General features: G+C 51.8%; 24 protein-coding genes. 18 read left to right on the top strand and 6 right to left on the bottom strand.

Annotated elements, in window-relative coordinates; translation table 11 throughout:
• Positions 1-32: 32 nt before the first annotated feature.
• Positions 33-1,475, bottom strand: coding sequence for a deoxyribodipyrimidine photo-lyase, 8-HDF type (locus NBE99_RS08270; protein WP_250681622.1), 1,443 nt, complete (start codon positions 1,473-1,475; stop codon positions 33-35).
• Positions 1,476-1,496: 21 nt separating this feature from the next.
• Positions 1,497-1,814: a hypothetical protein gene (locus NBE99_RS08265; protein ID WP_250681621.1), complete on the bottom strand. Its 318-nt coding sequence runs from the start codon at positions 1,812-1,814 to the stop codon at positions 1,497-1,499.
• Between the two features lie 141 nt (positions 1,815-1,955).
• On the opposite strand from NBE99_RS08265, the gene NBE99_RS08260 reads away from it, so the two are divergent.
• The 15 genes from NBE99_RS08260 (at position 1,956) to NBE99_RS08190 (ending at position 16,421) form a co-directional block, all read left to right on the top strand.
• Positions 1,956-2,366: an STAS domain-containing protein gene (locus NBE99_RS08260; RefSeq protein WP_399371060.1), complete on the top strand. Its 411-nt coding sequence runs from the start codon at positions 1,956-1,958 to the stop codon at positions 2,364-2,366.
• Between the two features lie 54 nt (positions 2,367-2,420).
• Entirely contained in the window at positions 2,421-2,876 is a 456-nt protein-coding gene (locus NBE99_RS08255; protein WP_250681619.1) for a Mini-ribonuclease 3, read from the top strand.
• A gap of 15 nt (positions 2,877-2,891) precedes the next feature.
• Positions 2,892-3,362 (top strand): ATP synthase subunit I, encoded by a 471-nt coding sequence (locus tag NBE99_RS08250; RefSeq protein WP_250681618.1) that lies wholly within the window; start codon positions 2,892-2,894, stop codon positions 3,360-3,362.
• Between the two features lie 41 nt (positions 3,363-3,403).
• Complete coding sequence (gene atpB / locus NBE99_RS08245) at positions 3,404-4,162, top strand: F0F1 ATP synthase subunit A (protein WP_149818298.1); 759 nt, start codon at positions 3,404-3,406, stop codon at positions 4,160-4,162.
• Positions 4,163-4,235: 73 nt separating this feature from the next.
• Positions 4,236-4,484, top strand: coding sequence for an ATP synthase F0 subunit C (atpE, locus tag NBE99_RS08240; RefSeq protein ID WP_009767951.1), 249 nt, complete (start codon positions 4,236-4,238; stop codon positions 4,482-4,484).
• Between the two features lie 61 nt (positions 4,485-4,545).
• A complete protein-coding gene (locus NBE99_RS08235; RefSeq protein WP_206199672.1) occupies positions 4,546-4,962 on the top strand; it encodes a F0F1 ATP synthase subunit B' in 417 nt (138 codons plus the stop codon).
• An 11-nt stretch (positions 4,963-4,973) separates the two neighbouring features.
• A complete protein-coding gene (locus tag NBE99_RS08230; protein WP_250681617.1) occupies positions 4,974-5,504 on the top strand; it encodes a F0F1 ATP synthase subunit B in 531 nt (176 codons plus the stop codon).
• Positions 5,501-6,058: an ATP synthase F1 subunit delta gene (atpH, locus tag NBE99_RS08225; protein WP_250681616.1), complete on the top strand. Its 558-nt coding sequence runs from the start codon at positions 5,501-5,503 to the stop codon at positions 6,056-6,058. The genes NBE99_RS08230 and atpH overlap by 4 nt, the downstream gene beginning before the upstream one ends.
• A 41-nt stretch (positions 6,059-6,099) precedes the next feature.
• Complete coding sequence (gene atpA / locus NBE99_RS08220) at positions 6,100-7,611, top strand: F0F1 ATP synthase subunit alpha (protein WP_250681615.1); 1,512 nt, start codon at positions 6,100-6,102, stop codon at positions 7,609-7,611.
• Positions 7,612-7,879: 268 nt separating this feature from the next.
• The gene (locus tag NBE99_RS08215) at positions 7,880-8,128 is read left to right on the top strand and encodes a hypothetical protein (RefSeq protein WP_250681614.1); all 249 of its coding nucleotides are present in this window, start codon (positions 7,880-7,882) and stop codon (positions 8,126-8,128) included.
• Between the two features lie 130 nt (positions 8,129-8,258).
• Entirely contained in the window at positions 8,259-8,732 is a 474-nt protein-coding gene (locus NBE99_RS08210; RefSeq protein ID WP_250681613.1) for a transposase, read from the top strand.
• An 88-nt stretch (positions 8,733-8,820) separates the two neighbouring features.
• Positions 8,821-9,723: a glycosyltransferase family 2 protein gene (locus NBE99_RS08205; protein ID WP_250681612.1), complete on the top strand. Its 903-nt coding sequence runs from the start codon at positions 8,821-8,823 to the stop codon at positions 9,721-9,723.
• 214 nt (positions 9,724-9,937) lie between these two features.
• Positions 9,938-12,469 (top strand): mannose-1-phosphate guanyltransferase, encoded by a 2,532-nt coding sequence (locus NBE99_RS08200; RefSeq protein ID WP_250681611.1) that lies wholly within the window; start codon positions 9,938-9,940, stop codon positions 12,467-12,469.
• 47 nt (positions 12,470-12,516) lie between these two features.
• Positions 12,517-14,475, top strand: coding sequence for a two-component system sensor histidine kinase NblS (nblS, locus tag NBE99_RS08195; protein ID WP_250681610.1), 1,959 nt, complete (start codon positions 12,517-12,519; stop codon positions 14,473-14,475).
• 221 nt (positions 14,476-14,696) lie between these two features.
• The gene (locus NBE99_RS08190) at positions 14,697-16,421 is read left to right on the top strand and encodes a ShlB/FhaC/HecB family hemolysin secretion/activation protein (RefSeq protein WP_250681609.1); all 1,725 of its coding nucleotides are present in this window, start codon (positions 14,697-14,699) and stop codon (positions 16,419-16,421) included.
• Here NBE99_RS08190 and trpA read toward each other — a convergent pair.
• Positions 16,418-17,212, bottom strand: a complete 795-nt coding sequence (gene trpA / locus NBE99_RS08185; RefSeq protein WP_315897326.1) for a tryptophan synthase subunit alpha — start codon at positions 17,210-17,212, stop codon at positions 16,418-16,420. The genes NBE99_RS08190 and trpA overlap by 4 nt on opposite strands.
• 200 nt (positions 17,213-17,412) lie before the next feature.
• On the opposite strand from trpA, the gene NBE99_RS08180 reads away from it, so the two are divergent.
• Complete coding sequence (locus NBE99_RS08180; RefSeq protein ID WP_250681607.1) at positions 17,413-18,669, top strand: FtsW/RodA/SpoVE family cell cycle protein; 1,257 nt, start codon at positions 17,413-17,415, stop codon at positions 18,667-18,669.
• Here NBE99_RS08180 and NBE99_RS08175 read toward each other — a convergent pair.
• From NBE99_RS08175 to NBE99_RS08165, 3 genes are all read right to left on the bottom strand, one after another.
• The gene (locus NBE99_RS08175) at positions 18,666-20,552 is read right to left on the bottom strand and encodes a PhoX family phosphatase (protein ID WP_250681606.1); all 1,887 of its coding nucleotides are present in this window, start codon (positions 20,550-20,552) and stop codon (positions 18,666-18,668) included. The two genes, NBE99_RS08180 and NBE99_RS08175, sit on opposite strands and share 4 nt — an antisense overlap.
• Before the next feature lie 106 nt (positions 20,553-20,658).
• On the bottom strand, positions 20,659-22,251 hold the full coding sequence (locus tag NBE99_RS08170) for an ABC transporter ATP-binding protein (protein WP_250681605.1): 1,593 nt from the start codon (positions 22,249-22,251) through the stop codon (positions 20,659-20,661).
• Between the two features lie 14 nt (positions 22,252-22,265).
• Entirely contained in the window at positions 22,266-23,084 is an 819-nt protein-coding gene (locus NBE99_RS08165; RefSeq protein WP_250681604.1) for a photosystem II manganese-stabilizing polypeptide, read from the bottom strand.
• A 256-nt stretch (positions 23,085-23,340) separates the two neighbouring features.
• Between NBE99_RS08165 and NBE99_RS08160 the strand changes: the two genes are divergently transcribed.
• A complete protein-coding gene (locus tag NBE99_RS08160) occupies positions 23,341-23,793 on the top strand; it encodes a hypothetical protein (RefSeq protein ID WP_250681603.1) in 453 nt (150 codons plus the stop codon).
• 272 nt (positions 23,794-24,065) lie between these two features.
• A complete protein-coding gene (locus tag NBE99_RS08155) occupies positions 24,066-25,616 on the top strand; it encodes a serine/threonine-protein kinase (RefSeq protein WP_315897260.1) in 1,551 nt (516 codons plus the stop codon).
• Positions 25,617-25,725 lie beyond the last annotated feature (109 nt).

Below are 25,725 nucleotides of genomic sequence, written 5' to 3'. Positions count from 1 at the left end.
ACGCTGTTGCGCTGATCAGGGGAATGTCAATTTTATCCTTGCGGGATTGGTGAACGAAAATGCTCTTGATAGAGCTGCTTGAATCGTCGCTGTTGCTGCCCATGATCCACGATCGGCAAGGGATAACCGCAGCGATGCCGCTCTAGGGGAGAAATATTTCCCGTCACCAAATCTGCCGTGTCTAGGGATTTCAATTCCGGCAGCCAACGGCGAATATACTCCGCCTCAGGATCAAATTTTTGGGCTTGACTGGCTGGGTTAAAAATCCGTAGCGGCTTTGGATCCATACCACTGGAGGCACTCCACTGCCAACCGCCATTATTGGCCGCCAAGTCACCATCAATCAGTTTTTGCATAAAGTATTGCTCACCCCACTGGGGATTGATGATCAAATCCTTGGTGAGGAAACTGGCCACAATCATGCGACAGCGGTTGTGCATCCAACCCGTTTCGTTGAGTTGGCGCATGGCGGCATCAACTATTGGGTAACCGGTGCGACCCTCACACCAAGCCGCAAAGTGTTCTGCGTTATTCAACCAAGGGAAAGTGGCAAATCCTGCGCGATGGGGACGCTCCGCCAAGTGGGGAAACCAGTAGAGGGCGTGCTGATAAAACTCCCGCCACGCCAATTCCTGCTGCCACGTGCGAATACTCGTTTGTGCCTCTTCACTGCGGGCGGCGGCCATGGCGGCCTGACTGGCTGCCCAAACACGGCGAATACCAATGACACCGAACTTGAGGGCAGGGCTTAGGAGGGAGGTTCCGGGCTGCGCCGGATAGTTGCGCTGCTCACCATAGTCTTGAATGTGCTGGTCAATAAATGTCTCCAGTTGTGCTTGGGCAGCGGCTTCACCGGGGGCAAGGACCAAGTCCCCTGACCAGTGAAACCCCAAGTCCTTGGCGGTCGGCAGTGGTATTGCTCCTAGGGCTACTGCCTTGGCTTGTTCGGCTTCGGTCAGGGGTTCAAGGCATTGGGGGGTGGCAGCTGGCTGCGGTTTGGTAAGGCTTGACCAGTTGCGCCAAAAGGGGGAATAAACGGTGTAGGGCTGTCCTTGTTTTGTTTGGATGGCTTCTGGGGGATGTAGCAGTTGATCCCAAGCAGTTTCGACGGCAATGCCCTTTTCTTTGAGGGCAGCGACCACTGCGCGATCGCGATCGCGACCATAGGGTTCTACATCCTCATGCCAATGCACCGCCACCGCCCCTAAGCCACTGGCCACTTGGGGCAGAATTTGACGTGGGTCACCATGGAAAATTAAAAAGCTCCCCCTCAGTCGCTGATAGGATTCCTGCAAGGCCTGTAGGCAACCAACGAGGTACGTCACCCGCACCGCCGCAATATCCGAGGCACTGAGAATCGCCGGGTCAAAACAGAAAACACCGAGCACTTTGGGGGTTTTGGCGTAGGCGGCCGCTAACCCGACACTATCACTGAGGCGCAGATCGCGACGATGCCAAAATAGGCGTAGGCTCATCGCCCCTCCATCCTAGGCGCACTAGAAAAGAGCACCAATACATTCATTGGTTGCAGCTTTAACTTCTGGCGGTTCATTGTCGGGTGTGATTTGCTGAAACTGCTCATAGCTCATTTTTTCTTGAAGGCGGTTTATCAGGCAAGTGCAATAGCGATCGCCGCGATCGCTAAAGACGGGAGGCGCTTGCGCCGCAAATTTAGTTTGACACTCCTGCATAAAGACCGCGATCGCCTCGGGAGGATAAGTCGCCGCTGGCGTTTCTTGAGCGAAAATAGATAAACTCAGCAATCCGAGACTGCTACTGCTGAGAAGGCTCATCACGAGTTTGGATAATTTCATTGGGGCGCCTCCTAGGGGCGATACTTGATCCGATTCTGGCAAAGAGCTTCCTGCGGTTGCGGCACCTCCAAACTTTTGTTGAGTTGCCGATCAAGTCATAGACAAGGATGCCAAGTTTATCTATACTTGTCTTCTATCGTTTTGTGTGTCCAGTTATCGACAAAGGAGGCTCTCATTTCTGAACCACTTGCCCTCACCCAAAGCCTAAGGGGTACCCGTGAGATTCGCGATAACTATCAAGTGTTTCGCCTGACGGGTCTCATCGATGCGTTTTCCGAGTCAGCCTTTCGCAAGGTCATTAGTAAGTGTTTTGACGATGGGCCTGCCAACATCATCTTAGATCTTTCAAAAATTGAGTTTATTGACAGCTCTGGCCTCGGCATTTTGGTGCAACTGGCCAAAAAAGCCCAAGAGCATCAGGGTCAACTGCAAATTGTCACCAACCCCCGCGTCACCCAAACTGTCAAACTCGTGCGTTTAGAAAACTTTTTGCCCCTTCAGCCGGATCTGGCGACGGCGATCGCCCAAATTACCGGGGAAACCAATTCCTAAATATTCTGTTCCTGCGGCAGTAAAACTAAGGGGGGGTTCTTTAGCTGAAACGCCATGCTTGACTCTGTTGGATTATTGCCCCTTGTTCCCCCCAAAATTCCCGCCCATCAACTGCCGCCGGCGGCTTTGGCCTACTTTGGCGACGCCGTTTATGAACTCTTTATCCGCTGGCTCTTTTTAACCCCACCCCAACGCATCAATACCTACCACCGCCAAGTGGTGGCGCATGTCCGTGCCGAAAGTCAAGCCCGCTATATGGACTTCCTTTGGCAGCATTGCACCGAAACCGAACGCTCGATTTTTCGTCAGGGTCGCAATGCGGCTGCCGATGGTCCAAAGCGAGTCGCTGCAAAAATTTACCGCCAAGCCACTGGTTTTGAAGCCCTACTGGGATACCTTTACCTCACCAATCCACAACGCCTACAGGAAATTTTTCAACTCCTTGAGGATCACATTCGTAGGGAAATTAACAACCCTATAGATGGCTCAGAATCCTGTAATGAAATGTAACCACTGCGTGATAGGATGCTTAGTGGCCAGTTCAAGGCATCCTCGGATGCTCCCTATTCTGCTGTGACCGTTCCCGATTCTGCTTCAGCACCCTCTGCGCCATCAACCGTTGCCAATTCCCCAAAGAAAGGCGGCTCGATGGCGGAGTTTTATCAACTCTGTCGCGAATTATTCACGACAAGCCTCGTGCTGATAGCGATCGCCTTTGGAGCGGTTTGGCTTATTTACAGCCTGAACACAGCGTTGAATTACCTTTTGGGGGCAAGTGCGAGCCTAATTTATCTGCGGCTCCTCGCCCGGAGTGTGGAGCGCCTAGGAAACGACCAGAAAAAGCTGGGGAAAACGCAGCTCCTTGTCGTCGTGGTTGTGGTTATTTTGGCAGCCCGTTGGCAAGAGCTACATATTATTCCAGTGTTCTTGGGGTTCTTAACCTACAAAGCTGCCATTCTGGTCTATATGTTTCGTACGGTTTTGCCGTCCCCTTAACGCTGGCTCACTGTAGTGCTTAGACAACCGAGCGCGGAGGCATGATGCCTTTGATACACCTTTGGACAGCTCTTCCCCTTGCCAAGTTAGAGGTGGGGCACCATTTCTACTGGCATATTGGCAACCTAAAAGTTCACGGTCAAGTCTTCATCACCACTTGGTTTGTGATGGCCATTCTGATTGCGGCGGCCTTTGCAGCCTCGCGGAATATCCAACGGGTGCCCAGTGGTATTCAAAACTTGATGGAATACGCGCTGGAATTCATCCGCGATTTGACCAAGAGCCAAATGGGTGAGCACGAGTACCGAGCTTGGGTTCCCTTTGTGGGGACACTGTTCCTGTTCATTTTTGTTTGTAACTGGTCAGGGGCACTGGTACCGTGGAAACTCATTGAACTGCCAGAAGGGGAGCTAGCAGCACCCACCAATGACATCAATACCACCGTGGCCTTGGCTTTGCTGGTCTCCTTGGCCTATTTCTATGCCGGGCTACGCAAGCGGGGGCTGAAGTATTTCACCAAGTACATCGAGCCAACGCCCGTCTTACTTCCCATTGCCATCTTGGAAGATTTTACCAAACCTCTTTCCCTGAGCTTCCGTCTTTTTGGCAACATCTTGGCGGATGAATTAGTGGTGGGGGTCTTGGTGTTGCTGGTGCCCTTGTTTGTGCCCTTGCCCGTGATGGCCTTAGGACTCTTTACCAGTGCCATTCAAGCCCTTGTGTTTGCCACCCTCGCAGCCACCTACATTGGGGAGGCCATGGAGGGACATGGCGGCGAGCACGAAGAGGCTCACTCCTAAAAGGGGTACATACCCTGCTATTGTTATCTCTGGAAATTTTGTTTCGTCCTACTACGTCTCGAGGAAATCAACTATGGATCCGTTAGTCGCTTCTGCTTCTGTTTTGGCTGCTGCTCTGGCAATTGGTCTAGCATCGCTTGGGCCTGGGATTGGTCAAGGGAATGCCTCTGGTCAAGCCGTGGAAGGGATTGCGCGGCAACCGGAAGCGGAAGGTAAAATTCGGGGTACACTGCTGCTGACCTTGGCATTCATGGAGTCCCTGACCATCTACGGTCTGGTGATTGCGCTGGTGCTCCTGTTTGCCAACCCCTTTGCATCCTAATTAACCCCAGTGGGGGAGGCTTGGATGAGCTTTCCCCCGATCCCCCATTCTGGAGAGGCTGATGTTTGATTTTGATGCCACCCTACCCCTGATGGCTGTGCAATTCTTAATCTTGACCGTCATTTTGAATGCGCTGCTGTACAAGCCCTTGGGTCAGGCGCTGGACAATCGGGATGAGTATATCCGAACCAACTTGCAACAGGCCAAGGAGCGGTTGCAACAGGCCACTGAACTGGCTCAGCAGTACGAGCAGGAGTTGGCCAGTACCCGTCGCCAAGCCCAAGCTTTGATTGAAGAGGCCAGAGCCGAGGCACAAAAAATTGCCACCGCCGAGATTGCTGAAGCCCAGCAGGCCGTGCAGGCAGAGTTACTCAAGATTCAAGCAGAGATTGATCAGCAAAAGCAGGCAACACTGCAAGCGCTTGAGGGTCAAGTTGCCAGCTTGAGTGAGCAGTTATTAGCGAAGTTACTGGCCTAGGAGTGTGGGTCATGGACGCAGTATTTCTATTGGCAACGGAAGAAGCGGGGCATTTTGGCATTAACACCAATTTGCTCGAAACCAATGTGATCAACCTTGCCATCATTATTGGGGTATTGGTGTATTTTGGCCGCGGTGTCCTCGGCAAAACCTTGGGCGATCGCCAGCAGCAGATTGCTAACGCCATTGCTGAAGCAGAAGAACGCCAGAAAGTGGCGGCAGCCCGCCTCGCTGAAGAGCAGCAAAAACTAGCTCAGGCTAAACAGGAGGCTCAACGTATCCGCGAGGACGCTCTCGCCCGTGCCAAGGCTGCAAAAGAAGAAATTATTGCCCAAGCCAAGCGGGAAATTGAGCGCTTGAAGGAGACGGCTTCCCAAGATACCAGTGCCGCCACTGAGCGGGCGATCGCGGAAATTCGCGAGCGGATTGCCGCTATGGCACTTGCAGAGGCCGAAAACCAACTCAAAGCGCGTTTGAGCCAAAATCCAGACCTTCAGCGCACCCTTATTGATCGCAGTATTGCCCTACTAGGAGGCAAATGATGCAGACCACTGTCCGTGGTGAACTTGTTGAACCCTATGCCGAGGCGCTGCTGTCGTTGGCGCAAACCCACAACCTCATTGATCAGTTTCAGCAGGACACGCAGTTAATTTTGGAACTCCTTGCTAGCTCCAGTGAACTGCAACAGTTTCTTGCCAATCCCCTGATCAAGGCTGAGGCCAAAAAGAATGTGCTGCGGCAGTTGACAGTGGATAAGGTGCACGGCTACTTCCTCAACTTCTTAATGTTGCTCGTGGATCGGCGGCGCATTAACTTTCTTGGCTCTATTTGTGAGCAGTATCGTGCCCTTGTGCGCAAGCTCCGCAATGTGGTCTTGGCGGAAGTCACCAGTGCTGTCGAACTCAACGACGATCAACACCGTGCAGTGGTCGAAAAGGTCAAAGCCATGACCGGTGCTGCCGATGTGGAGCTTGTCACTGCCTGCGATCCCGAACTGATTGGTGGCGTGGTGATTAAAGTTGGCTCCCAAATCTTTGATGCTAGTCTGCGGGGTCAACTCCGCCGCCTCAGTCTCACCTTGGCGCAAGCCGCCTAACGTCCCCTTTGTAAACTGTTCAACCCTTGAGAGCGACTTCTATGGTAAGTATTCGACCCGACGAAATCAGTAGCATTATTCGCCAGCAAATCGAGCAGTACGAACAGTCGATCAAAGTCGATAATGTCGGTACTGTCTTGCAGGTGGGTGATGGCATTGCCCGTGTCTATGGCCTCGACAAAGTGATGGCCTCAGAATTGGTGGAATTTGAAGACGGCACCGTAGGGATTGCCCTCAACCTCGAAGAGGATAACGTGGGGGTGGTGCTGATGGGCGATGGCCTCGGTATTGAAGAAGGCAGTACTGTGCGAGCCACTGGCAAAATTGCCTCGATTCCCGTGGGCGAAGGGGCGATTGGTCGGGTCGTGGATGCGCTGATGCGCCCCATTGATGGCAAAGGGGAGATCCACACGACGGCTACCCGCCTCATTGAATCTCCGGCACCGGGTATTGTTCAGCGCAAGTCGGTGTGTGAGCCGTTACAAACAGGGATTACGGCGATTGATGCCATGATTCCCATTGGTCGGGGTCAGCGGGAACTGATCATTGGCGATCGCCAGACCGGTAAAACAGCCGTTGCCATTGACACGATCCTGAACCAAAAAGGTCAAGACGTGATTTGTGTCTATGTGGCCATTGGTCAAAAAGCCTCCAGTGTGGCTCAAGTGGTGAACGTGCTGCGGGAGCGGGGCGCTATGGACTACACGATTGTTATTGCTGCCAACGCCAGTGATCCAGCCGCGTTGCAGTACCTTGCTCCCTACACTGGAGCCACGATTGCAGAGTATTTCATGTACCAAGGCAAGCATACCCTCGTCATCTACGATGACCTCTCCAAACAAGCCCAAGCCTATCGGCAAATGTCGCTGCTGCTGCGTCGTCCCCCCGGTCGCGAAGCCTATCCTGGGGATGTGTTCTACCTCCACTCCCGCTTGCTGGAGCGTGCCGCTAAACTCAACGATGCCCTTGGGGGTGGCAGCATGACGGCTCTACCCGTGGTCGAAACCCAAGCCGGCGACGTGTCTGCCTACATTCCCACCAACGTCATTTCCATTACCGACGGTCAAATCTTTCTCTCCTCTGACCTCTTCAACGCGGGCTTGCGTCCTGCCATCAACGCGGGGATTTCCGTGTCGCGAGTGGGTTCCGCTGCTCAAATCAAAGCCATGAAGCAGGTGGCCGGGAAATTGAAGCTGGAACTGGCGCAATTTGATGAGTTGCAAGCCTTTGCCCAGTTTGCCTCCGACTTGGATAAAGCCACCCAAAACCAGCTGGCACGGGGGCAACGTTTGCGGGAAATTCTCAAGCAGCCTCAATATTCCCCTATCCCGGTGGAGTACCAAGTGGCAACCATCTACGCCGGTACCAATGGTTACCTCGACGATATTCCCGTTGAATCGGTGTCCAAGTTTGTGGCTGGTTTGCGCGATTACCTGCACACCAATAAGCCAGAATACGGTGAAATTATCCGTACAACCCAAAAACTGGATGAAAAAGCTGAGGCACTGCTGAAGGAAGCGATCGCCGAATATAAAGCCGGCTTTACTGCCTAAGCGCGATCGCGTTATATCGTCACGCTGAACCTGCCCTCAACCAAGGGTAGGTTTTTTTATCGCAAATCTTAGGCTGAAGTCTCGAAGTGTTCAAAGATAGTTTAAGAGGGTAGAAAAAAGGGAAGAAATGCCGTATTATTCCTTCAAAAGAAGAAAAAATAGACAACTTACTATGGCATCTTTTTCAGTCCTTGTCAAGTCCATTCTCAAGCAGCTCAGCCCTTGTGACTACCCCGTCCTCAACTCGCAATTGTTCTTCAAAATCTAGTTGACCTATGTTCTCGACCAAGGGTTAACCAGCATGAGAGCCTTATTTTATCGCTTGAATCATTCAGGGATTACGGTGGATATGTCCACGTTTTTCAAGAGGAACAAAACTCGAACAACTACCTTATTTGAGGCGATTTACACTCATCTCATGTCTCAAGCTCGCAAGAGACATCGTTGTTCCAGTCTGAGGCTGTTTCCTATCGATGCCACCGTCATTACCCTGACGAGTAAACTCTTTTGGTTCTAAAAATACCATCAAGTGAAGCTGATCACGGGATTTGATTTAACGCAGAACATTACGGGTCAGGTAGTGAAGACATGACCTGAGCTTTCAGGACGAGATTTTAGAACTGATCCCTGAGAATGCGGTTACCATCATGGATAGAGGATTTGCGAGTTGGAAATTTTTAGAGAGCCTGAGTGAGAGGAAGTGTTTATTTATTGTGCGTATCAAGAATAACATGAGAATGAGGTTTAATCATGAGAGATATCGAGTGATTCAATTTTTTGATGAGAATGGAACAGAGTTTCGTATTGCGACGAATCTAAGGCATCTAAGTGATGAGGAAGTGAGTGAGCTGTATCGGCATCAGTGGGCGATTGAGAACTTATGGAAGTTTCTAAAGATGCATCTATCATTAGACAAGCTGATGACGAAGAGTTTGAATTGGGTGATAAATCAGATTTATAGGGTTTTGATTGCGTATTTAATTTTAGAGCTAGTGGAGATACCTGAGTATTTTGGCAGGAAGCGATTAGACAAATTGCGATATTTGCAACTGGAACTCAGTCGTCGCTGCTCGATAGTGCATTGGCGCTTTGATTGGCAGCCAGAGCTACTTGTCCCTTAGAATATTGAGGTTTGTTACAGAATTCAACACTTCTGCTGCAAGGCAATGTAAAATCGAGTTCATATAATTAAAACTCTTATCTTAAATTATGAAATTGCCAAAAATTTCTATTGTTACCCCTTCTTTCAATCAAGGTCGGTTCCTAGAAGCAACCATCCAGTCAGTTGTCAACCAAAATTATCCTAACTTAGAGTATATAATTATTGATGGTGGTAGTACTGATGAATCTGTTGAAATTATAAAAAAATACGAAAACTGTCTACATTACGCGGTGAGTGAACGAGACCTTGGTCATGGCAATGCTCTGAATAAAGGTTTTGCCAAAGCAACAGGCGAAATCATGGCATGGATTAACTCAGATGATATGTATCTACCTTGGTGCTTTTATGTTGTATCTCAAGTTTTTGAGCGACATCCAGAAGTTGAATGGATAGTAGGTTGGCATACTCATTACAATGTAGAAGGGAAAGTAATCAAAACACGTAAGGTATACAAGAATATTTATGACTTCCTTTTAGGAAACTATGCATGGATTCAACAAGAATCAGTCTTCTGGAGACGTAGTCTCTGGGAAAAAACCGGTGGGTTTATTGATGAAAGTTATGAATTCATGGTTGATGGTGAGCTATGGTCTCGCTTTTTCTTACACACAAATATTTATCACGTCGACTGTATGTTAGGAGGGTATAGATTGCATGATAGTAACCGTGCAAAAATATTCAATCAGCAATGTCATTCTGAAATGAAGAAAATAATTTCTAAGCTATCATGTAGTTATAAATGCACTCATGAAGTGAACAACCAGTTATCTCAAGCAAGAAAAATAATTAGGTTCAAGAAACTTGTATTTAATAAATACTATCATAAGGTTTCTCTCCTACCGCTTTATAGAAAATTTAAGGGTGATCATTACCTAAGTGAGCTGGATTATCTTACTATAGCTTTTGAAAATGGTGATTGGAAAATTAACCGATTTCCATTTAGTATCTAAACAGACTTCTACAATTTATAACAGGTGATGAGGCAGAATATAAATAACTCTACCTCACCTTTAAGCTCTCTTTCAATATGACTACCAGTCTTTCAAATCCAAACCCAATTAAGTAATATCAAAAATCATTGCAGTTTCCTCAATGAGTCCCCTTTAGCCTTGAATCCTCTCCTACACTGAGATACTAGGGTGAGGTTTCACAAAGGAGAAAACTGTGCGAGTCGTCCTCATGGCAGGAGGAAGCGGAACTCGGTTGCGTCCTCTCACTTGCGATCTACCTAAGCCCATGGTGCCGGTGGTCAATCGTCCCATTGCCGAGCATATCCTCAATCTGCTGCGCCGCCATGGTTTGGACGATGTGGTCATGACATTGCACTATCTCCCTGATGTGGTGCGGGACTATTTCGGCGACGGTAGTGAATTTGGTGTGCATCTCAGCTATGTGGTTGAAGAAGAGCAACCTCTTGGGACGGCAGGTTCAGTAAAAAACATCGCCACTCTCCTTACGGATCCCTTCTTGGTAGTTAGCGGCGATAGTATTACTGACATTGATTTAACAGATGCCCTACGTTTTCATCACCAGCACGGCGCCCCAGTGACCCTGATGCTTGCTCGTGTACCCCAGCCCAAGGAGTTTGGGATTGTTTTTATCGACAGTGACGGACGGGTGCGGCGCTTTCTAGAGAAGCCCTCAGCAGGGGAAGTTTTTACGGATACGGTGAATACGGGCATCTACATTCTTAGCCCTGCTGTCATGGACTACCTCAATAGCGGTATTGAGCGGGATTTTTCGCGGGATTTATTTCCATTGCTGTTGCAGGCAGATGTGCCGATGTATGGCTATGTGACCGATGCCTACTGGTGTGATGTGGGCAGTCTGCAAACCTATCAACAGGTACAACAGGATGCCCTCTATGGCCGCGTGCACTTGGAAATTCAGGGGCACGAAGTTCAGCCGCAAATTTGGGTAGGGCACAACACCACATTGCCGCAAACGGTTCAGCTAGAGGCGCCGCTGGTCTTGGGCAATAACTGCCGCTTTGGTGCGGGGGTCACCCTTGGGGCGGGGACGATCTTGGGGGATAACGTGATTGTTGGCAATGGCAGTCAGTTGCGCTCAGTGGTGGCTTGGAGTGGCTGTTTTATTGGGGATGACAGTGAATTAGAGCATTGCATTTTAGCTCGCCATGTCCATGTCGATCGCCATGTGACACTACACGAAGGGGTGATTATTGGTAGTCGCTGTGTGGTAGGGGAAGAAGCCAGCCTCAGTCAGGGGGTGCGGCTCTGGCCGGGCAAACGCATTGAAGCGGGTGCGATTGTTAATGAAAGCCTGATCTGGGGCACAACGGGGCAGCGCTATCTCTTTGGGCAGCGGGGGGTAGCTGGTGTCGCTAATGTGGACATCACGCCGGAGTTTGCTGTGCGGCTGGCGGCAGCCTATGCCTCAATCCTTGAACCGGGAACCAGTGTCTTGGTATCGCGGGATCAGCGCAATGTGTCGCGGATGGTGGCTCATGCCCTGATGTCGGGTCTGATGTCGGTGGGGATTCATGTTCTGAATTTGGAGGCGATCGCTCTCCCCATTGCCCGTTTTGCAGCTCAAACTCTATCTGTCAGTGGTGGCATCCATGTGCGTGCCCATCCCGATCGCGCCGATCAGCTCTTGATTGAGTTTTTTGACCACAAAGGAATTAACCTCAGCAAAGCCAAGGAACGGCAAATTGAAACCGCCTACTTCCGCGAAGATATTCGCCGTGCCCTGCTCACGGATGTTGGGGTCATGACCCATCCCAACAACTGCGTTGCCGCCTACGCCCAAGGCTTTGAAAAATGGCTGAATACCCAAGTGTTTTATGGTAGCCCTGCCAAAATTGTCATTGACTATGCCTATGCCGTTTCTGGGGTGGTCTTGCCCCAAATCCTTAGCAAGTTTGGCTGTGATGCCGTTGTTCTCAATGCGACGCTGCACCCGACTCCCTTGAATATCTTGGAGCGACAGCGGCTATTGCGGGAATTAGGACAAGTTGTGACTGCGCTTTCCGCCAGTTTGGGGGTACAAGTGTCAGCCAATGGCGAACGCTTAACACTGGTGGACAATGCTGGTCAAGTTTTTAGCGATCAAGAACTCACAGCGCTGATGACCTACTTGATGCTCTTAACCCATCCGGGAGGGACAGTGGTCGTGCCCGTGACAACCTCTAGTGCGGTGGAGGCGATCGCTCGCCAACAGGGCGGGCAAATTATCCGCAGTCGCACCAACCCGACTGATCTCATGGAAGCCTGCCAACACCACAGTGGCGTTGTCCTTGGCGGTTCCGCAGAAACCGGTTTTATCTTCCCGCAACTGCATCCGGGCTTCGATGCCATGTTTACGATCGCGACCCTGATCGAACTGCTGGCACTGATTGGCAAGCCCCTAACGGTGATGCGTCAAGAACTGCCCCACGTCCACTACTATCACCGCGCGATTCGCTGTCCGTGGATTGCCAAAGGATCCTTGATGCGCCACTTAGTGGAAACCCATCCCCGCAACCATTTGAGCCTCATTGATGGTGTGAAAATTGGCGAACCTAACACGGATCATTGGGTTCTCGTTCTTCCCGATGCGAGCGAGCCATTGGTACACCTCTATGTGAATAGTCCGGATGCCACGTGGAGTGAGCAGATGCTGCACCGCTATAGCCGTCGCATTGAAGAGTTTGCCCGCTTAGAACCGCTCTCAGATGCCACAATAAAAATGTAAGCAAAATCCCGTAGAATCAGGGAAAATTTTTCGGTACCTTAAACAGCATGGCAGTTTTGAAAACAGACACAGAACAAGGGGGGTTTAGCGACAAAGTGCGGGCGATCGCCCGCTGGTGGTCAGAATTCAAGATTCAAACCCGCCTCATGGCCACAGCCACACTCGTGGTCTCCATCATCATGAGTGGCCTCACCTTTTGGGCGGTCAATACCATTCAAACCAATGCCCATCTCAACGACACCCGCTATGGTCGGGATTTGGGGTTACTCTTAGCGGCCGATGTAGCGCCCCTCGTAGCCAAGGGAGATACCGCCGCTGTCGCTGAATTTTCCCGTAAGTTCTACGAACGCAGTGCCAGTATTCGCTACATTCTCTATGCCGATCCCGACGGCGAAATTTACTATGGCCTCCCCTACTCTGCTCCCCAAGTGGAAAGCGCGCTGACGTTGCGCCGCCGCATTCAACTGCCAGAAACCTACCGCGCTAGCCAAGAACCCCTTGTGCGCCAACACCAAACCCCCGATGGTCTTGTGGCCGATGTCTTTGTCCCCTTGACATTTAACGGCGAAAACTTAGGGGTCGTGGCTTTGGGCATTAATCCCAACCAAACCTTTATTGCCTCCGCCAATCTTACCCGCGATCTGACAATTGCCGTGTTTGTATCCCTTTGGATCATGGTGATTTTAGGCGGGGTTTTCAATGCCCTGACGATTACCCAACCCATCAAAGAACTCGTACAAGGGGTGAAAAACATTGCCGCTGGCAATTTTAAGCAACGCATTAACCTGCCCTTTGGCGGTGAACTAGGGGAGTTGATTGCCAGCTTTAATGACATGGCCGAGCGGCTTGCCTCCTACGAAGCTCAAAACATTGAAGAACTCCAAGCCGAAAAAGCCAAGCTAGATACCTTGGTTTCCACCATTGCCGATGGGGCGATCCTGTTGGATACTGACATGCGGATTATTTTGGTGAACCCCACAGCACAGCGCCTTTTCAATTGGGAAGGCATGAACGTCATTGGTCAAAATGCCCTGAACTGTTTTCCAGCACCTGTGTGTGAAAAACTCACCTGCCCCCTTTACAAGGCCTCTAAGGGTGAATCGGAAGGCGGAGAATTTCGGGTCACGCTCCAAGAACCCAGCTCGCGATCGGTACGCATTTTGCTGACAACGGTGATGGATGTGCAGCGGGAAAAACCCAAGGGCATTGCAATTACGATTCAAGACATTACCCGCGAGGTAGAACTCAACGAAGCCAAAGCCCAGTTAATCAGCAATGTTTCCCACGAGTTGCGCACGCCTTTGTTTAACATCAAGTCAATTATTGAAACCATCCTAGAATATGGCAGTAGCCTTGGTGAAAAAGAGCAGCAGGAGTTTCTGGAAACTGCGAATCACGAAACTGATCGCCTGACCCGCCTTGTGAATGATTTCTTAGACATTTCCCGCCTTGAGTCGGGGCGTCCCTATCAGTTTGGCTCGGTGCAGATGGCGCAGGTGATTGATCAGATTATGCGCACCTATCAACTCAATGCTGCCAATAAGTCCATTACCCTGACTGCCGAGGTGGAAAACCCCCTGCCACCGGTTTGGGGGAACTACGACCTACTCATTGGCGCCCTGACAAACTTGATTGGCAACGCCCTCAAATTTACCCCAGAGGGAGGGCGAGTGACGATTCGGGCCTATGTCTGGCATCCCCCTAGCGATCCAGAACAAGAACGGGTGCGGGTTGAGGTGGCAGATACGGGCATGGGCATTGCTCCAGAGGATCAACCCCGCGTTTTTGAACGCTTCTTCCGTGTTGAGAATCGCGTGCATACCCTCGAAGGCACGGGGCTAGGACTGGCAATTGTTCAAGACATTATTCACAAACACAATACCCAGATTCATTTGATTAGTGAGGTGGGTGTCGGCAGTACCTTTTGGTTTGATTTGGCCATTGATGAATCTGCCCTCGTTGATACCCCTGATGGCACTGCTGAAACGGCACTTCCCCCCGCTTGAATCACGTTGATAGGGGATGGGGGCGATCGCCCACGATGGGGCATGACAGTACCGCTTTTTTTCAGTCATCCGCTAGAATCTGAAGGCAAAGACCACTCCTCACGCCAATGTTGGGTGCCTGCCCATCATAAGAATGGGATTTTTCTATCAATTGCTTGTCTTAGGTTGCTTATCACAGGCGCAATCAGCGAAATACTATAACGAACATTGGGGTTGAGGACGTGAAAACAAAATTATTTGCACCCGTCACTATTTTTGCAATTCTCGGCAGCACAGGCACAACGACACCTGCGGTGGCGATTCCCATCATCACCCCGACGCAACAGGACATTCAGCCACCGCTACCTGATCCAGCCCCGTTATCACCAACACCAGCGCCAGTTCTTGAACCGCCCTCCTCACTGCCTAGCCCGACCCCGGAAACTGAAACTATTTTAATACCTGTACAAAAAATTATTGTTGAAGGCAGCACCGTCTTTGGGCCAGCGGAATTTGATCCCATTCTCAAGCCTCTTGAAGGGCGTCAGGTCACGCTAGCAGAGCTACAGGGCGCAGCCGATGCCATCACAAAACTCTATCTAGAGAAAGGTTATCTGACCTCGCGCGCAGTGCTTGGGGAGCAAGTGGCACGGGATGGCGTGATTACAATTCAGGTGCTTGAGGGTCGCTTAGAGGAGATCCGCATTGAAGGCAATAAAGGAATTCTCCAGCGGTATATTCGCAGCCGCATTGCCCTCGGCGCTGGTGTGCCTCTGAATTCCAATCGCCTTGAGGAGCAGTTGCGCCTCTTACGGACGGATCCCCTCTTTGCCAATCTTTCGGCAAGTTTGCGACCCGGTACAACTCCCCAAGACAGTATTTTGGTGGTACGGGTGGTGCCTGCCAACTGGTTCAACGCTGCCTTTGGTTTGGATAACAACAGCCCGCCGGCGATCGCCCCCAACCGTGCCACTGTCTTTTTGGGTCACAGCAACCTCAGTGGTCGTGGCGATAGCATTTACGGCTCCTACGCCATTGGCAACAACCTTGGCACATTTGACTGGGGGGCGTCCAACACTGTGGAGTTTGGCTACAGCCTCCCCCTCAACGCCCTGAATGGCACGTTCACGATTCGCACTGTCCAAGCCGATAGCGAAATTACTCGTCCACCTGCGCTCGCGGCTTTTGATATCCGCAGTGAGTCCGCGATTTACCAAGCCAGTTTTCGCCAACCGGTGATTCGCAATATCCGTGAGGAACTGGCCTTTGGCATTGGCTTCCTAATGCAGTCGGGGCAAACCTTTGTTTTGGGAGTGCCAACCTCCATTTCCATTGGCTCTGATCCATCGGGCTATAGTGCCACCCGTGTTCTTGAACTCACCCAAGAGTATATTCGCCGCGACACCCAAGGGGCATGGGTCTTTCGTTCGCAATTTAACTTTGGCCTACCGATCTTTGGCGCCACAGAAAACCCCAGTCCGACCCCTGATGGTACTTTCTTTAGCTGGCTGGGACAGGGGCAGCGACTGCAACGCCTTTGGGCAGATAACTTTTTGATTTTGCGCACGGATGTGCAACTGAGTCCCAATAGCCTGCTCCCCTTTCACCAATTTGTGATTGGTGGGCCTCTGTCGGTGCGGGGTTACTCGACCAATGCCCTCTCTGGGGATAATGGCCTGCGATTCTCTGGGGAAGCCCGTTTTCCCGTACTGCGCACTGCCAATCGCCGTCCGCTCATTTCCCTTGGGCCGCTGTTTGATCTGGGGGTCGTCTGGAACAATAGCCGTAATCCTGCGGGAGCTGTGCCCAACAATGTGATTGCTGGCTTAGGCTTGGGTCTCTTGGTGCAACCCACCCCAAACCTCGATATTCAGTTTCAATATGCGGCGCCGTTGATTGATCTGCCCGGTCAAACCCGTAGTTTACAGTCCGATGGCATTTACTTTACCTTGACGGTGCGTCCCTAGGGGGTATCGAGAGCCGTTCGGAGTGCCTGACAAAACTCGGCAACAGCGGCGACTCCCTGATCCGGTTCCGCAAGACGTTTGACAAAGGCACTGCCGACAATGGCAGCATCAGCACCCCAATCGCGCACCTGACGGGCATGCTCTGGACTGGCAATGCCAAAACCCACACCAATGGGCTTGGGGGTAATTTGCCGCAGCGTGCGCAACAGTTCCTGAACGCGACTGGCCATTTCTTGGCGCATCCCCGTGACACCCGTGGTGCTGACGAGGTAGATGAAGCCTTGGGAAGCGGTGGCGATCGCCTGCATCCGTTCGGGCGATGTAGTGGGCGCAATCAGCAGTGTCAATTCCAAACCCAGATTGGCGGTCTCAGCGAGTACGGGTTCCGCTTCCTCAAGGGGCAGATCGGGAATCACTAAGCCCTTGATCCCGGCCTGGGCAACCGCTTTCAGAAATGAAGAGACCCCCCAATGGTAGATGGGATTGTAGTAGGTAAATAAGATGAGCGGCACCCTCAGTTGGCGGTGCAAGTCCGTTGTCATTTCCAACACTGCCTCGAGGCGAGTTCCCCGTTGCAGAGCGCGGGTGGCGGCTGCCTGAATCACTGGACCATCGGCCAAGGGATCCGAATAGGGTATCCCCAGTTCAATCACATCGGCACCATGGGCATCCAAGGCTCTGAGGGCAGCAACCGTGGTCTCTAAATCAGGGTCGCCAGCAGTCAAAAAGGGAATCAGGGCACAGCGTTGACGGGCACGACATTGCTCAAAGCGTTCAGAAATGGTAGGCACAGTCACGGGCGATCGCTCTAAAAGATGCATAACAATTGTGCCAGATTAAGATTAGATACAGTCCTTTTCCAGAATATGAGATAGATGGAGGGAAGGCACTCTTCTCCCCCGTGGCCATTGTGCTTTCGAGCTTTTGCCATTCTTGTGAAAAGGGTTGTACTGTTCCTATAGTGGCAGGTGCCAGTGAGGGTCATCTGAGCGTGAAGTGGTGGCGTTTTCTTCCCTTTGGCGATCGCGACCTGCAACAGTGGACACTGGAAGCGCGATTGCTCCACTGGTTGACCCTTGTCTGGATTGCCCTTGGTTTGGTGGTGCTCTTTTCCGCTAGTTTTCCCGTGGGCTTGGCCGAAACAGGGGATGGGCTGTACTACTTTACACGTCAACTGCTGTGGCTTGCCCTTGGCTGGATAGGGTTTCAAGTGTTTCTGCGGCTGCCGCTGCGGCGATCGCTCCAGATGGCGATTCCGGGGTTCTTTTTGTTTCTGCTGCTCATCTGGGCAACCCGACTACCGGGGGTGGGAACGACGGTGATGGGAGCGACACGCTGGATTAGTCTTGGTTCTTTTCAACTCCAGCCCTCGGAGATGATGAAGCCTTTTTTAGTTTTGCAAGCGGCTTGGGTCTTTAGTTCTTGGCGGCGGCTGCATCTGAAGGCGCGCTGCTTTTGGTTAACGGCCTTTGCCCTGACACTGCTGGGGATTTTAATTCAACCCAACCTCAGTACCACCGCCCTCTGTGGCATGACGTTATGGTTGATGGCCCTTGGTGCAGGTTTACCCTTGGCGCCCCTGCTGTTGACGGCCATGAGTGGACTTGGCTTAGCGGTGCTGAGTATCAGCATTAACGAGTATCAGCGACGGCGCGTGATGTCGTTCCTGAACCCGTGGGCAGATGCAATGGGGGATGGCTACCAACTGGTACAGAGTCTATTGGCGGTTGCCTCCGGGGGGGTTTGGGGAGCAGGCTATGGTTTTTCACAACAAAAGCTTTCCTACTTACCGATTCAGCACACGGATTTTATTTTTGCCGTTTATGCTGAGGAAACGGGATTGGTGGGCTGTCTGCTCCTGTTGGCTTTGTTAGCGGCCTATGGCTGGCTGGGCATGCGGGTGATCATGCAGGCGCGGGATGCCTTGGTGCAATTGATTGCTTTGGGAGCCACAGTGCTCATGCTCCTGCAAGCCCTAATTAATATTGGTGTGGCCATTGGACTCCTGCCGACAACGGGACTGCCCTTTCCTCTCTTTAGCTATGGCGGTAGTTCAATTATGGCCAGTCTAGCGATCGCTGGCCTGTTGATTCGTTGTGCCCGTGAAGCGCAGCCGGCAGAGGTGATTGCCTTCCCCAGTGCGACAAACACTCGCGCCACAACGTCTAGAACCCACCGCCGCCGGGCTGCTCCCGTCGTACCCCTGCGTCCCGAAGGGATCAATCGCTATTCTTCGCGCAAGCCCTAAGCTGAAACTTCCCGACCATCTGGGCGCCACACGGCAATCACGGCAGGGCGAGGCACGACTACTTCTTCTCCATAGGGCCAGCGAGTGGGAACCTCAGCAGTGGATTTTGCCCCTTCCCCCGGATGCTGAATAGCACAGAAGAAGGTTTGATAGTCACTGCTAAATTCAGGGCCACAAATTTCACAGCCAGGCACACCAGAGAGGAACATCTTCAGTTCGCGTCGATAGGGATTGAGGACATAAACGCCATCATTTTTGCCCAAGCGGGTTGACCCGCCATTGCCATCCGTGGCAATCCAGACATTGCCAGCGCGATCGAAGGTTAAGTTATCGGGTGCTGAGATTGGCGGCATTTTTGGGTTGGTGGGTTCACCATAAAGCACTAACTGGCGGTTCTGTTCTGGGGCGGTGGGATCTCCACAGAGCAACGGCAAACGCCACTGAAACTGCAAGGCGGTTGGGTTATTCCCCTGCTCAATGATTTCAATCACATGCCCCATCACATTTTCAGGACGGGGATTGGCGCCATCCGTGGCCTTGGCCTTGCGTTTCTCGTTGTAGGTCAGTGCTAGCCAGACACTTTTGGTGACGGGATTCCACTCGAAGTCCTCGGGTCGATCCATTTTCGTTGCCCCTAGGGCATCGGCGGCAGCGCGAGTGTAAATAAAACAGAGGGCAGGATCCTGTTGAAAGGCTGTCGGCAGATTGGGGTTGGGGGTAATTGTGCTGCCCTCAACGCGGGCGATCGCTCGCCATTCACCCGTGAGATCATCCTTGAAGCGGGCAACGTAGAGTTCCCCCTCGTCCAACAGGGTCAAGTTGGCGGCGCGATTGTTGGCTTGGTACTTGCCCTTGGTAATGAATTTATAGGCATACTCAAAGCGTTCATCATCCCCCATATACACCACCACTCGTCCATCGGGGGCAATCACCGTTGTCGCCGCCTCATGGCGAAAGCGTCCTAGGGCTGTGCGTTTAATGGGTGGGCGATCGGGGGAGAGGGGATCCACCTCCACAACCCAGCCAAAGCGAAAGGCCTCTTGGGGTTCCTTCGCGATGTTGAAGCGATCTTCATAGAGATAAAAGCCATAGCGATCGGCGCGATCGCTGGGAATGTCATAGCGTTTATGCAGCTCCTTCACCATGCCCGTGAGGTTGCTATCACTACCCCCAAAGTAGGTATGGAAGTTTTCCTCACAGGTGAGTACGGTGCCCCAAGGGGTCTTGCCCGCTGAGCAGTTATTGAGTGTGCCGTTGACGCGTGTGCCCGTAGGATCAGCAGCCGTTTTGAGCAGGGGGTGACCTTTGGCAGGGCCAGAAATGTTACAGGGGGTTGAACCCGTAATCCGACGGTTGTAGGGAGAGGCTTTTACGTACCGCCAGCCGCCATTGGTGTTTTTAGCAATCTCGACAATGGAGAGTCCATGGGCTTCTCGCTGAAGGGCTGCTTGCCATTGATTGGGGCGATCGCCCACCGTTTGAAACATCAGTTCAGGGTTCGTGTACTCATGGTTAACCACGAGTAAGTGCTTGCCATCGGGTGTGGTCTGATAGCCAACAAAATCACAGTTGTAGCCAAAGCACTGCTGCTGCCGCTGGACATCCGCTTCGGTGACTGTTTGGTGAATGCGATTCCAATTCAAGTTTTCACCGCCATCGAGGGCATCCCCCCAGCGAATCACCACCCCATGCTCAAAGCCCTCAGGCAACGTAATTTTATCGTCCGTGTTGGGGTAAATCGTTGGAAAGCCTAAAGCTGGTGCAGTGGCACACCCTTTAGTCAGGGTTGCAAGGGTTAAACCCGCCGCCCCAAAAAGGGCAGTTTTCAGTACAGTGCGTCGGCCTAGGACACGGGGTAACAGATCACCAAAGTATTCACCCATGGGTAGTTGTTGATGGGAGTTCGTCCACTCTAGGTTGCCAGTTCATACCTTAGGAAAGTTGGGTTAGGGTTTGCCTAAGAAATGGGGAAAAAATCGTTAAGAGAGACTACAACGCTGCGGCAAGGAGTTTTTGCGTGTAGGGATGCTGCGGCTGGGCAAATAATTGCGCGGTAGGAGCCAGTTCAACAATCTTGCCAGCATACATTACGGCAATGCGATCGCAAAAACTGCGGGCGATCGCCAGATCGTGGGTAATAAAGAGATACGTGAGTTGCAATTGCTCTTTTAACTGCTGCATCAGCGCCAGCACCTGCCGTTGGATATGGGCATCGAGCATACTCACCGGTTCATCACAGACCACCAGTTGCGGCTGGGTAATCAGGGCGCGGGCGATCGCCACCCGTTGGCGTTGTCCCCCCGATAGGGCATGGGGATAGCGATGGACATACACTTCACTGGGGGTTAATTCCACCTGTGCCAACATCTCGCGTACCCGGTCTCGGGCAGCCTCTTTTTCCATCAGCCGGTGAATCAGCAGTGGCTCCAGCAAGTTTTGCCCCACGGTCATTTTCGGATTGAGGCAGGCATGGGGGTCTTGGAAAATCATTTGCAGATCGCGGCGGGCTGTGCGCAGTTGTGCCGCTGGCAATTGAGTTAAATTACGCCCCAAAAAGACCACTTCACCGGCAGTGGCGGGAATCAGTTGCAGAATCAAGCGGGAAAGGGTACTTTTGCCACAGCCAGATTCGCCCACGAGGCCAAGGGTTTCTCCGCGGCGCAACGTCAGATCGACGCCATCCACTGCGCGAATTGTGGTTTGTGGTTGTAGCCATCCCCCCAAGCGGTAGTGCCGCTGTAAATTGTGAACTTGCAGGAGTTCGGGAGCAGAGTCCAATGGGGGAGACTCTCTAGGAGTAACGCGGGTAGCAGCGAGGAGGGATTGGGTATAGGGGTGCTGTGGCTGTTGCAGGACTTGGCGAGCCGCTCCCAGTTCAACAATCTTGCCTTGGTGCATCACCGCAAGGCGATCGCAATACTTGGCCATCAATGTCAGATCATGGGAAATCAAAAGTAGTCCCCGCTGTTCCTCTTGGCAAAGGCGGCTGAGTTCATCGAGAATTTCCGCTGCTACCGTGAGATCAAGAGCCGTCGTCGGTTCATCGGCAATGATCAAGGGAGGGTTCAACAGCAACGCAAGGGCGATCGCCACCCGCTGGCGCATGCCGCCACTAAACTGATGGGGATACTGGGGCAGACGATTGGCGGGAATTCTCACGCGATCGAGCACCTCAACAATCCGCTGCCGCCGCCGGGCACAAGTCAGATGTGGCCAATGGCTCTGCAGAAGTTCATCGCAGTGGCCATAGATACTCATGAGCGGGTTGAGGCGGGTCATTGGATCCTGAAAGACCAAGCCAATTTGCTCGCCCCGCAGACGGCGCAACTGCGCTGACGTTAATCCCCAAAGCGATTGCCCCTGAAGCATAATTTCCCCAGCCAGCTGTGACCCCGATGGCAGCAACTGCAAGATGGCCTTAGCGACTGTGGATTTGCCGCAGCCTGACTCTCCCACTAGCCCAAACCGTTCCCCTGCTGCCACACAAAAAGAAACACCATCCACTACGAACGTTGCAGCAGATGATGTCTTCGGTGTGGGGTAGGCGACCCGCAGTTCCCTTACCTCTAAAAGAGTCGCCATGGGTTTATCGAGACCTAGGCTGGTTCGATACGGGCGTAAAATAGCCCTTGAATTTTCACTTCGTGGGGTTCGTGGGCACCCATATCATCATCGGAGAGTTGCTCACTTTCAAAGGTGCCAGCAATTTCACCCGTGCGGCCATCCACTTTCGCCACATTCAGAGAAATTTCACCCTTGGTAAGCGAGAAGCGTTTGACGTTGGCGCGAGCCAGTTCTTCTTCTTTGCCCTGGGGAATGGCGATCGCTGAGTCATAACCAGAGGCCAAGCCCCGTCCTTTGGGATCAAGAAAGTTAGCAGTGCGGTAGGAAGGGACGGTGAATTCCCCTTTGAAATCCGTTGAAGTGGTGATGCTGCTAATGTTGGGCTGAGTGCTCGCCACCAAGTTTTTCACCGTAAACAGCAGTGGGATGCGCTCGCCACCGGGCATTTGCACGGTCACTGGCTGGAAATCAATCCCATCCTCCTCTATGAACGTGAGGCTGCCATCGCTGTTGACCTTGAGTTCCCCTTGAATTTGATCCAAGCTTGTGGTTTCGCGGGTCACCAGTTTTGTGGGAACAAATTCGGCCTCTTGGCGTTTGTTCTTAGGCTCTTCCTTGACCAAAAATGTCGTCGGCTGCAAGCACAGTTGGGCAATGCGATAGGTTTGGGAGCTATCAATGGGGTAAGCACCCCGTGCCGTATCATCAAGCGTAGGGCACTTGTTGGCCAGACCAGTACCGACAATATCGTCATAGGTTAAAGTCTGTTTTGCGGCAAAGGCGGGTGCACTCAAGGAAAAAATCCCTAAACATACCGCCAGCAGAGTCGCCATTAAAATGCGATATTTCATGGTTAACCTCAGAAGTCAAAGCATCTCAAAGCAGTCAGAGTGTGGGAGATACCCCTGCATAAGAGTCCAGTGAAGGCAGCCATGCAACTACCTTATCAATCCATGATTATACGGAGGTTTGCGATCGCCTCAGAAAGGAAATTTTCGCAGATATTTTAATCCTGAAAAAGCAAAAAATGCTTGGCTGGCTCTCTTCTAGCGGAGTGACAAAGTGAACTGGTTAAACTAAGAGAAAAACGGAATCAGGAGTGCCTTCATGGATGACAGCGAGTTGTTTGCTGTTTTTGTTGCCGATGTGGTCAATGGCGCTGAGAGCCTCGCCTCGAATCCCAGCTATCGCATTGAGTCAGTGTTGGGGACATTGCAGCTGGTCGAGAACAAAGGTGGCGTCATTGCCACCAGTAAAAGGGAAAATGGACAGCCGCTGGTAATGGTTAAGCGCTATTGCGATGCTTGGGAGTCCCTGCGACAAGCATTGATCCATGCCTCCTTTTTTCCTGACCTTGCCCAGAGTAAAGCGCAACTAATGTCCTTTACCCATGCAGCCATTCCTGAAGGGTATCAGCTCTATGACTGCGCTGCCAGTGAGATGTGGCGCAGTTGGCGACGGGGCGCAGTCGATCAGGTACATATCTATCCTGCGAACCACTGGCAATCGGTGGGGGAAATTTCCTGTAGCGGTGGCGTTGTCTTTAATTCCCCTGCCTGATCTCAACACGGAAATTCAGATTACCAGTTCTTCTCTGATGTCTTGGCTAGGGGTTTCCAATGCTTAGAGGGCTACAAATGTTAACAAACCAATGTTAAGCAACTTTTGATGAAGTCTCCCCTGACAATATTGGCGATCGCCCGAATGGATCAAACAGAACCTTAAGACTCCAGAGATAATATGAGGTGTAAGATCGACACCCATTAACGACCTAGGTACGCAATCTTTGCCTGTTTGCGATCTCGTTAGCCGATTTCCCCCTGAGGCAGCTTATGTCAGAACCGCACTGCGACACCAATATTGGCCAAGTTCTTATGAATCGGTATCGACTGACGGAGCTGATTGGCAAAGGCTCAATGGGGCGGGTCTATCGCGCAGAGGACATTCTCCTTGGTGGTGTTCCCGTTGCCGTTAAATTCCTCTCGCAAACACTCCTCAATGATCGCATGAAAACCCGCTTTGCTCAGGAAGCGCGGGCAGGCGCCCTCCTTGGCCAGAAGAGTATGCATGTGGTGCGGGTGCTCGACTACGGCATGAACAACGAGGAAATTCCCTTCTACGTCATGGAATTTTTGGAAGGCGAAAACCTCAGTGATTTGCTCCTAGAAGAACCCCTGCCTTTAAGCCGATTTCTGCGAATTGCACGCCATATGTGCCTTGGTCTTCAGGTGGCCCATGAGGGAATTATTATCGAAGGCCAAAAATGCCCGATTATTCACCGTGACATCAAACCCAGCAATGTCCTTGTGATTCAAAATGGCACGATGGGGGAACTGGCTAAGGTGTTGGATTTTGGCATTGCCAAATTTTTGGGAGATGTCTCTGAGAAAGGGCAAACCTCTTCCTTCATGGGGACCTTGGCCTACTGTTCCCCAGAGCAAATTGAGGGGCGGGAATTGGATCACCGCTCTGACATCTACAGTCTTGGCATCACCATGTATGAGCTACTCACAGGTAAGATGCCCATTCAGGCAGAAACCCACTCCATTGGTAGTTGGTTTAAGGCACACCACTTTCAAAAGCCAATCCCCTTCAATGTCGCGAATCCGGGGTTGCATCTGCCTCCTGTGCTTGAGGAATTAATCATGGCCTGTATGGCCAAATCACCTGCCGATCGCCCCCAAAACGTCGGTGAAATTATCAAAGTCCTAACAGCCCTTGAGGAACAGTTTGGCGGTGGTCGAGTGACCCAGCCGGGGCTAGACGCCGCCGCAGCAAAAATCTCGCAGCCCCCAGAACGCCAGTCTCAACCGCCAGTTGCCCTTGCCACCGTTGAAGAAGTCTGCTGGCAAAGTGTTTGGCCTGCGGATAAACCGGTCGCCGAAATTGTCTTTCCCATGCCCTTGTATGCGCAGCGGGAATCAGCGGCCTCGCTCTGGGTGATGCTACCTCGGGCAGAAATTGATCGGCGGATGCTGAATATTCGCTACAACCAGTTTCTCTTTACCACCAGTCCCCATCCGATGATCCTCTGGATTACTGCCATTTACGACCCCAAGCAAGGTCCCCGCTGGTTGCCCTGTTACCTTGATATGAAACTCCCCCGCAATCAGGAACTGTGTGTTTTATTAGCGGAGACAGGCTACTATCCCCTGCTCTTTTTCTCCCTTGAGGATCCGCAACACTGCATTAATGTACGCATGTTTACCATCGCCACCTTCCAGCGACAACTCCTGCGGGATTGGCTCCAGACGAGTAAAAGCCTGCCCAGTTCTGCACCACCAGCTGTAAGCCGCAATCTCCTCAAGACGGAGTTTGAAAATTACAAGCCGCAAATCCTTGCCAAGTTAGAGAACGTGAAGATGGCCACCGTGATTGATTAGGAATTGGGGATACCGCGATCGCCCTCTAGGGCAGCAATAGAGAAAAATATATTAAGAGATGTTGCGCGATTGGTAAAGAATTGTTACAGTGAGGGTACAGGGTTCGATC

This window comes from Thermosynechococcus sp. HN-54, assembly GCF_023650955.1.
In the GTDB taxonomy this organism is placed as follows: domain Bacteria; phylum Cyanobacteriota; class Cyanobacteriia; order Thermosynechococcales; family Thermosynechococcaceae; genus Thermosynechococcus.
The sequence above is the reverse complement of the archived record's forward strand: the minus strand, read 5'-3'. Positions and strand labels throughout refer to the sequence as shown.

Coding starts and splice junctions, on each gene's coding strand:
- NBE99_RS08270 (WP_250681622.1), bottom strand. CDS start 1,475: ATGAGCCTACGCCTATTTTGGCATCGTCGCGATCTGCGCCTCAGTGAT.
- NBE99_RS08265 (WP_250681621.1), bottom strand. CDS start 1,814: ATGAAATTATCCAAACTCGTGATGAGCCTTCTCAGCAGTAGCAGTCTC.
- NBE99_RS08255 (WP_250681619.1), top strand. CDS start 2,421: ATGCTTGACTCTGTTGGATTATTGCCCCTTGTTCCCCCCAAAATTCCC.
- NBE99_RS08250 (WP_250681618.1), top strand. CDS start 2,892: ATGCTTAGTGGCCAGTTCAAGGCATCCTCGGATGCTCCCTATTCTGCT.
- atpB (WP_149818298.1), top strand. CDS start 3,404: ATGATGCCTTTGATACACCTTTGGACAGCTCTTCCCCTTGCCAAGTTA.
- atpE (WP_009767951.1), top strand. CDS start 4,236: ATGGATCCGTTAGTCGCTTCTGCTTCTGTTTTGGCTGCTGCTCTGGCA.
- NBE99_RS08235 (WP_206199672.1), top strand. CDS start 4,546: ATGTTTGATTTTGATGCCACCCTACCCCTGATGGCTGTGCAATTCTTA.
- NBE99_RS08230 (WP_250681617.1), top strand. CDS start 4,974: ATGGACGCAGTATTTCTATTGGCAACGGAAGAAGCGGGGCATTTTGGC.
- atpH (WP_250681616.1), top strand. CDS start 5,501: ATGATGCAGACCACTGTCCGTGGTGAACTTGTTGAACCCTATGCCGAG.
- atpA (WP_250681615.1), top strand. CDS start 6,100: ATGGTAAGTATTCGACCCGACGAAATCAGTAGCATTATTCGCCAGCAA.
- NBE99_RS08210 (WP_250681613.1), top strand. CDS start 8,259: ATGGATAGAGGATTTGCGAGTTGGAAATTTTTAGAGAGCCTGAGTGAG.
- NBE99_RS08205 (WP_250681612.1), top strand. CDS start 8,821: ATGAAATTGCCAAAAATTTCTATTGTTACCCCTTCTTTCAATCAAGGT.
- nblS (WP_250681610.1), top strand. CDS start 12,517: ATGGCAGTTTTGAAAACAGACACAGAACAAGGGGGGTTTAGCGACAAA.
- NBE99_RS08175 (WP_250681606.1), bottom strand. CDS start 20,552: ATGGGTGAATACTTTGGTGATCTGTTACCCCGTGTCCTAGGCCGACGC.
- NBE99_RS08170 (WP_250681605.1), bottom strand. CDS start 22,251: ATGGCGACTCTTTTAGAGGTAAGGGAACTGCGGGTCGCCTACCCCACA.
- NBE99_RS08165 (WP_250681604.1), bottom strand. CDS start 23,084: ATGAAATATCGCATTTTAATGGCGACTCTGCTGGCGGTATGTTTAGGG.
- NBE99_RS08160 (WP_250681603.1), top strand. CDS start 23,341: ATGGATGACAGCGAGTTGTTTGCTGTTTTTGTTGCCGATGTGGTCAAT.
- NBE99_RS08155 (WP_315897260.1), top strand. CDS start 24,066: ATGTCAGAACCGCACTGCGACACCAATATTGGCCAAGTTCTTATGAAT.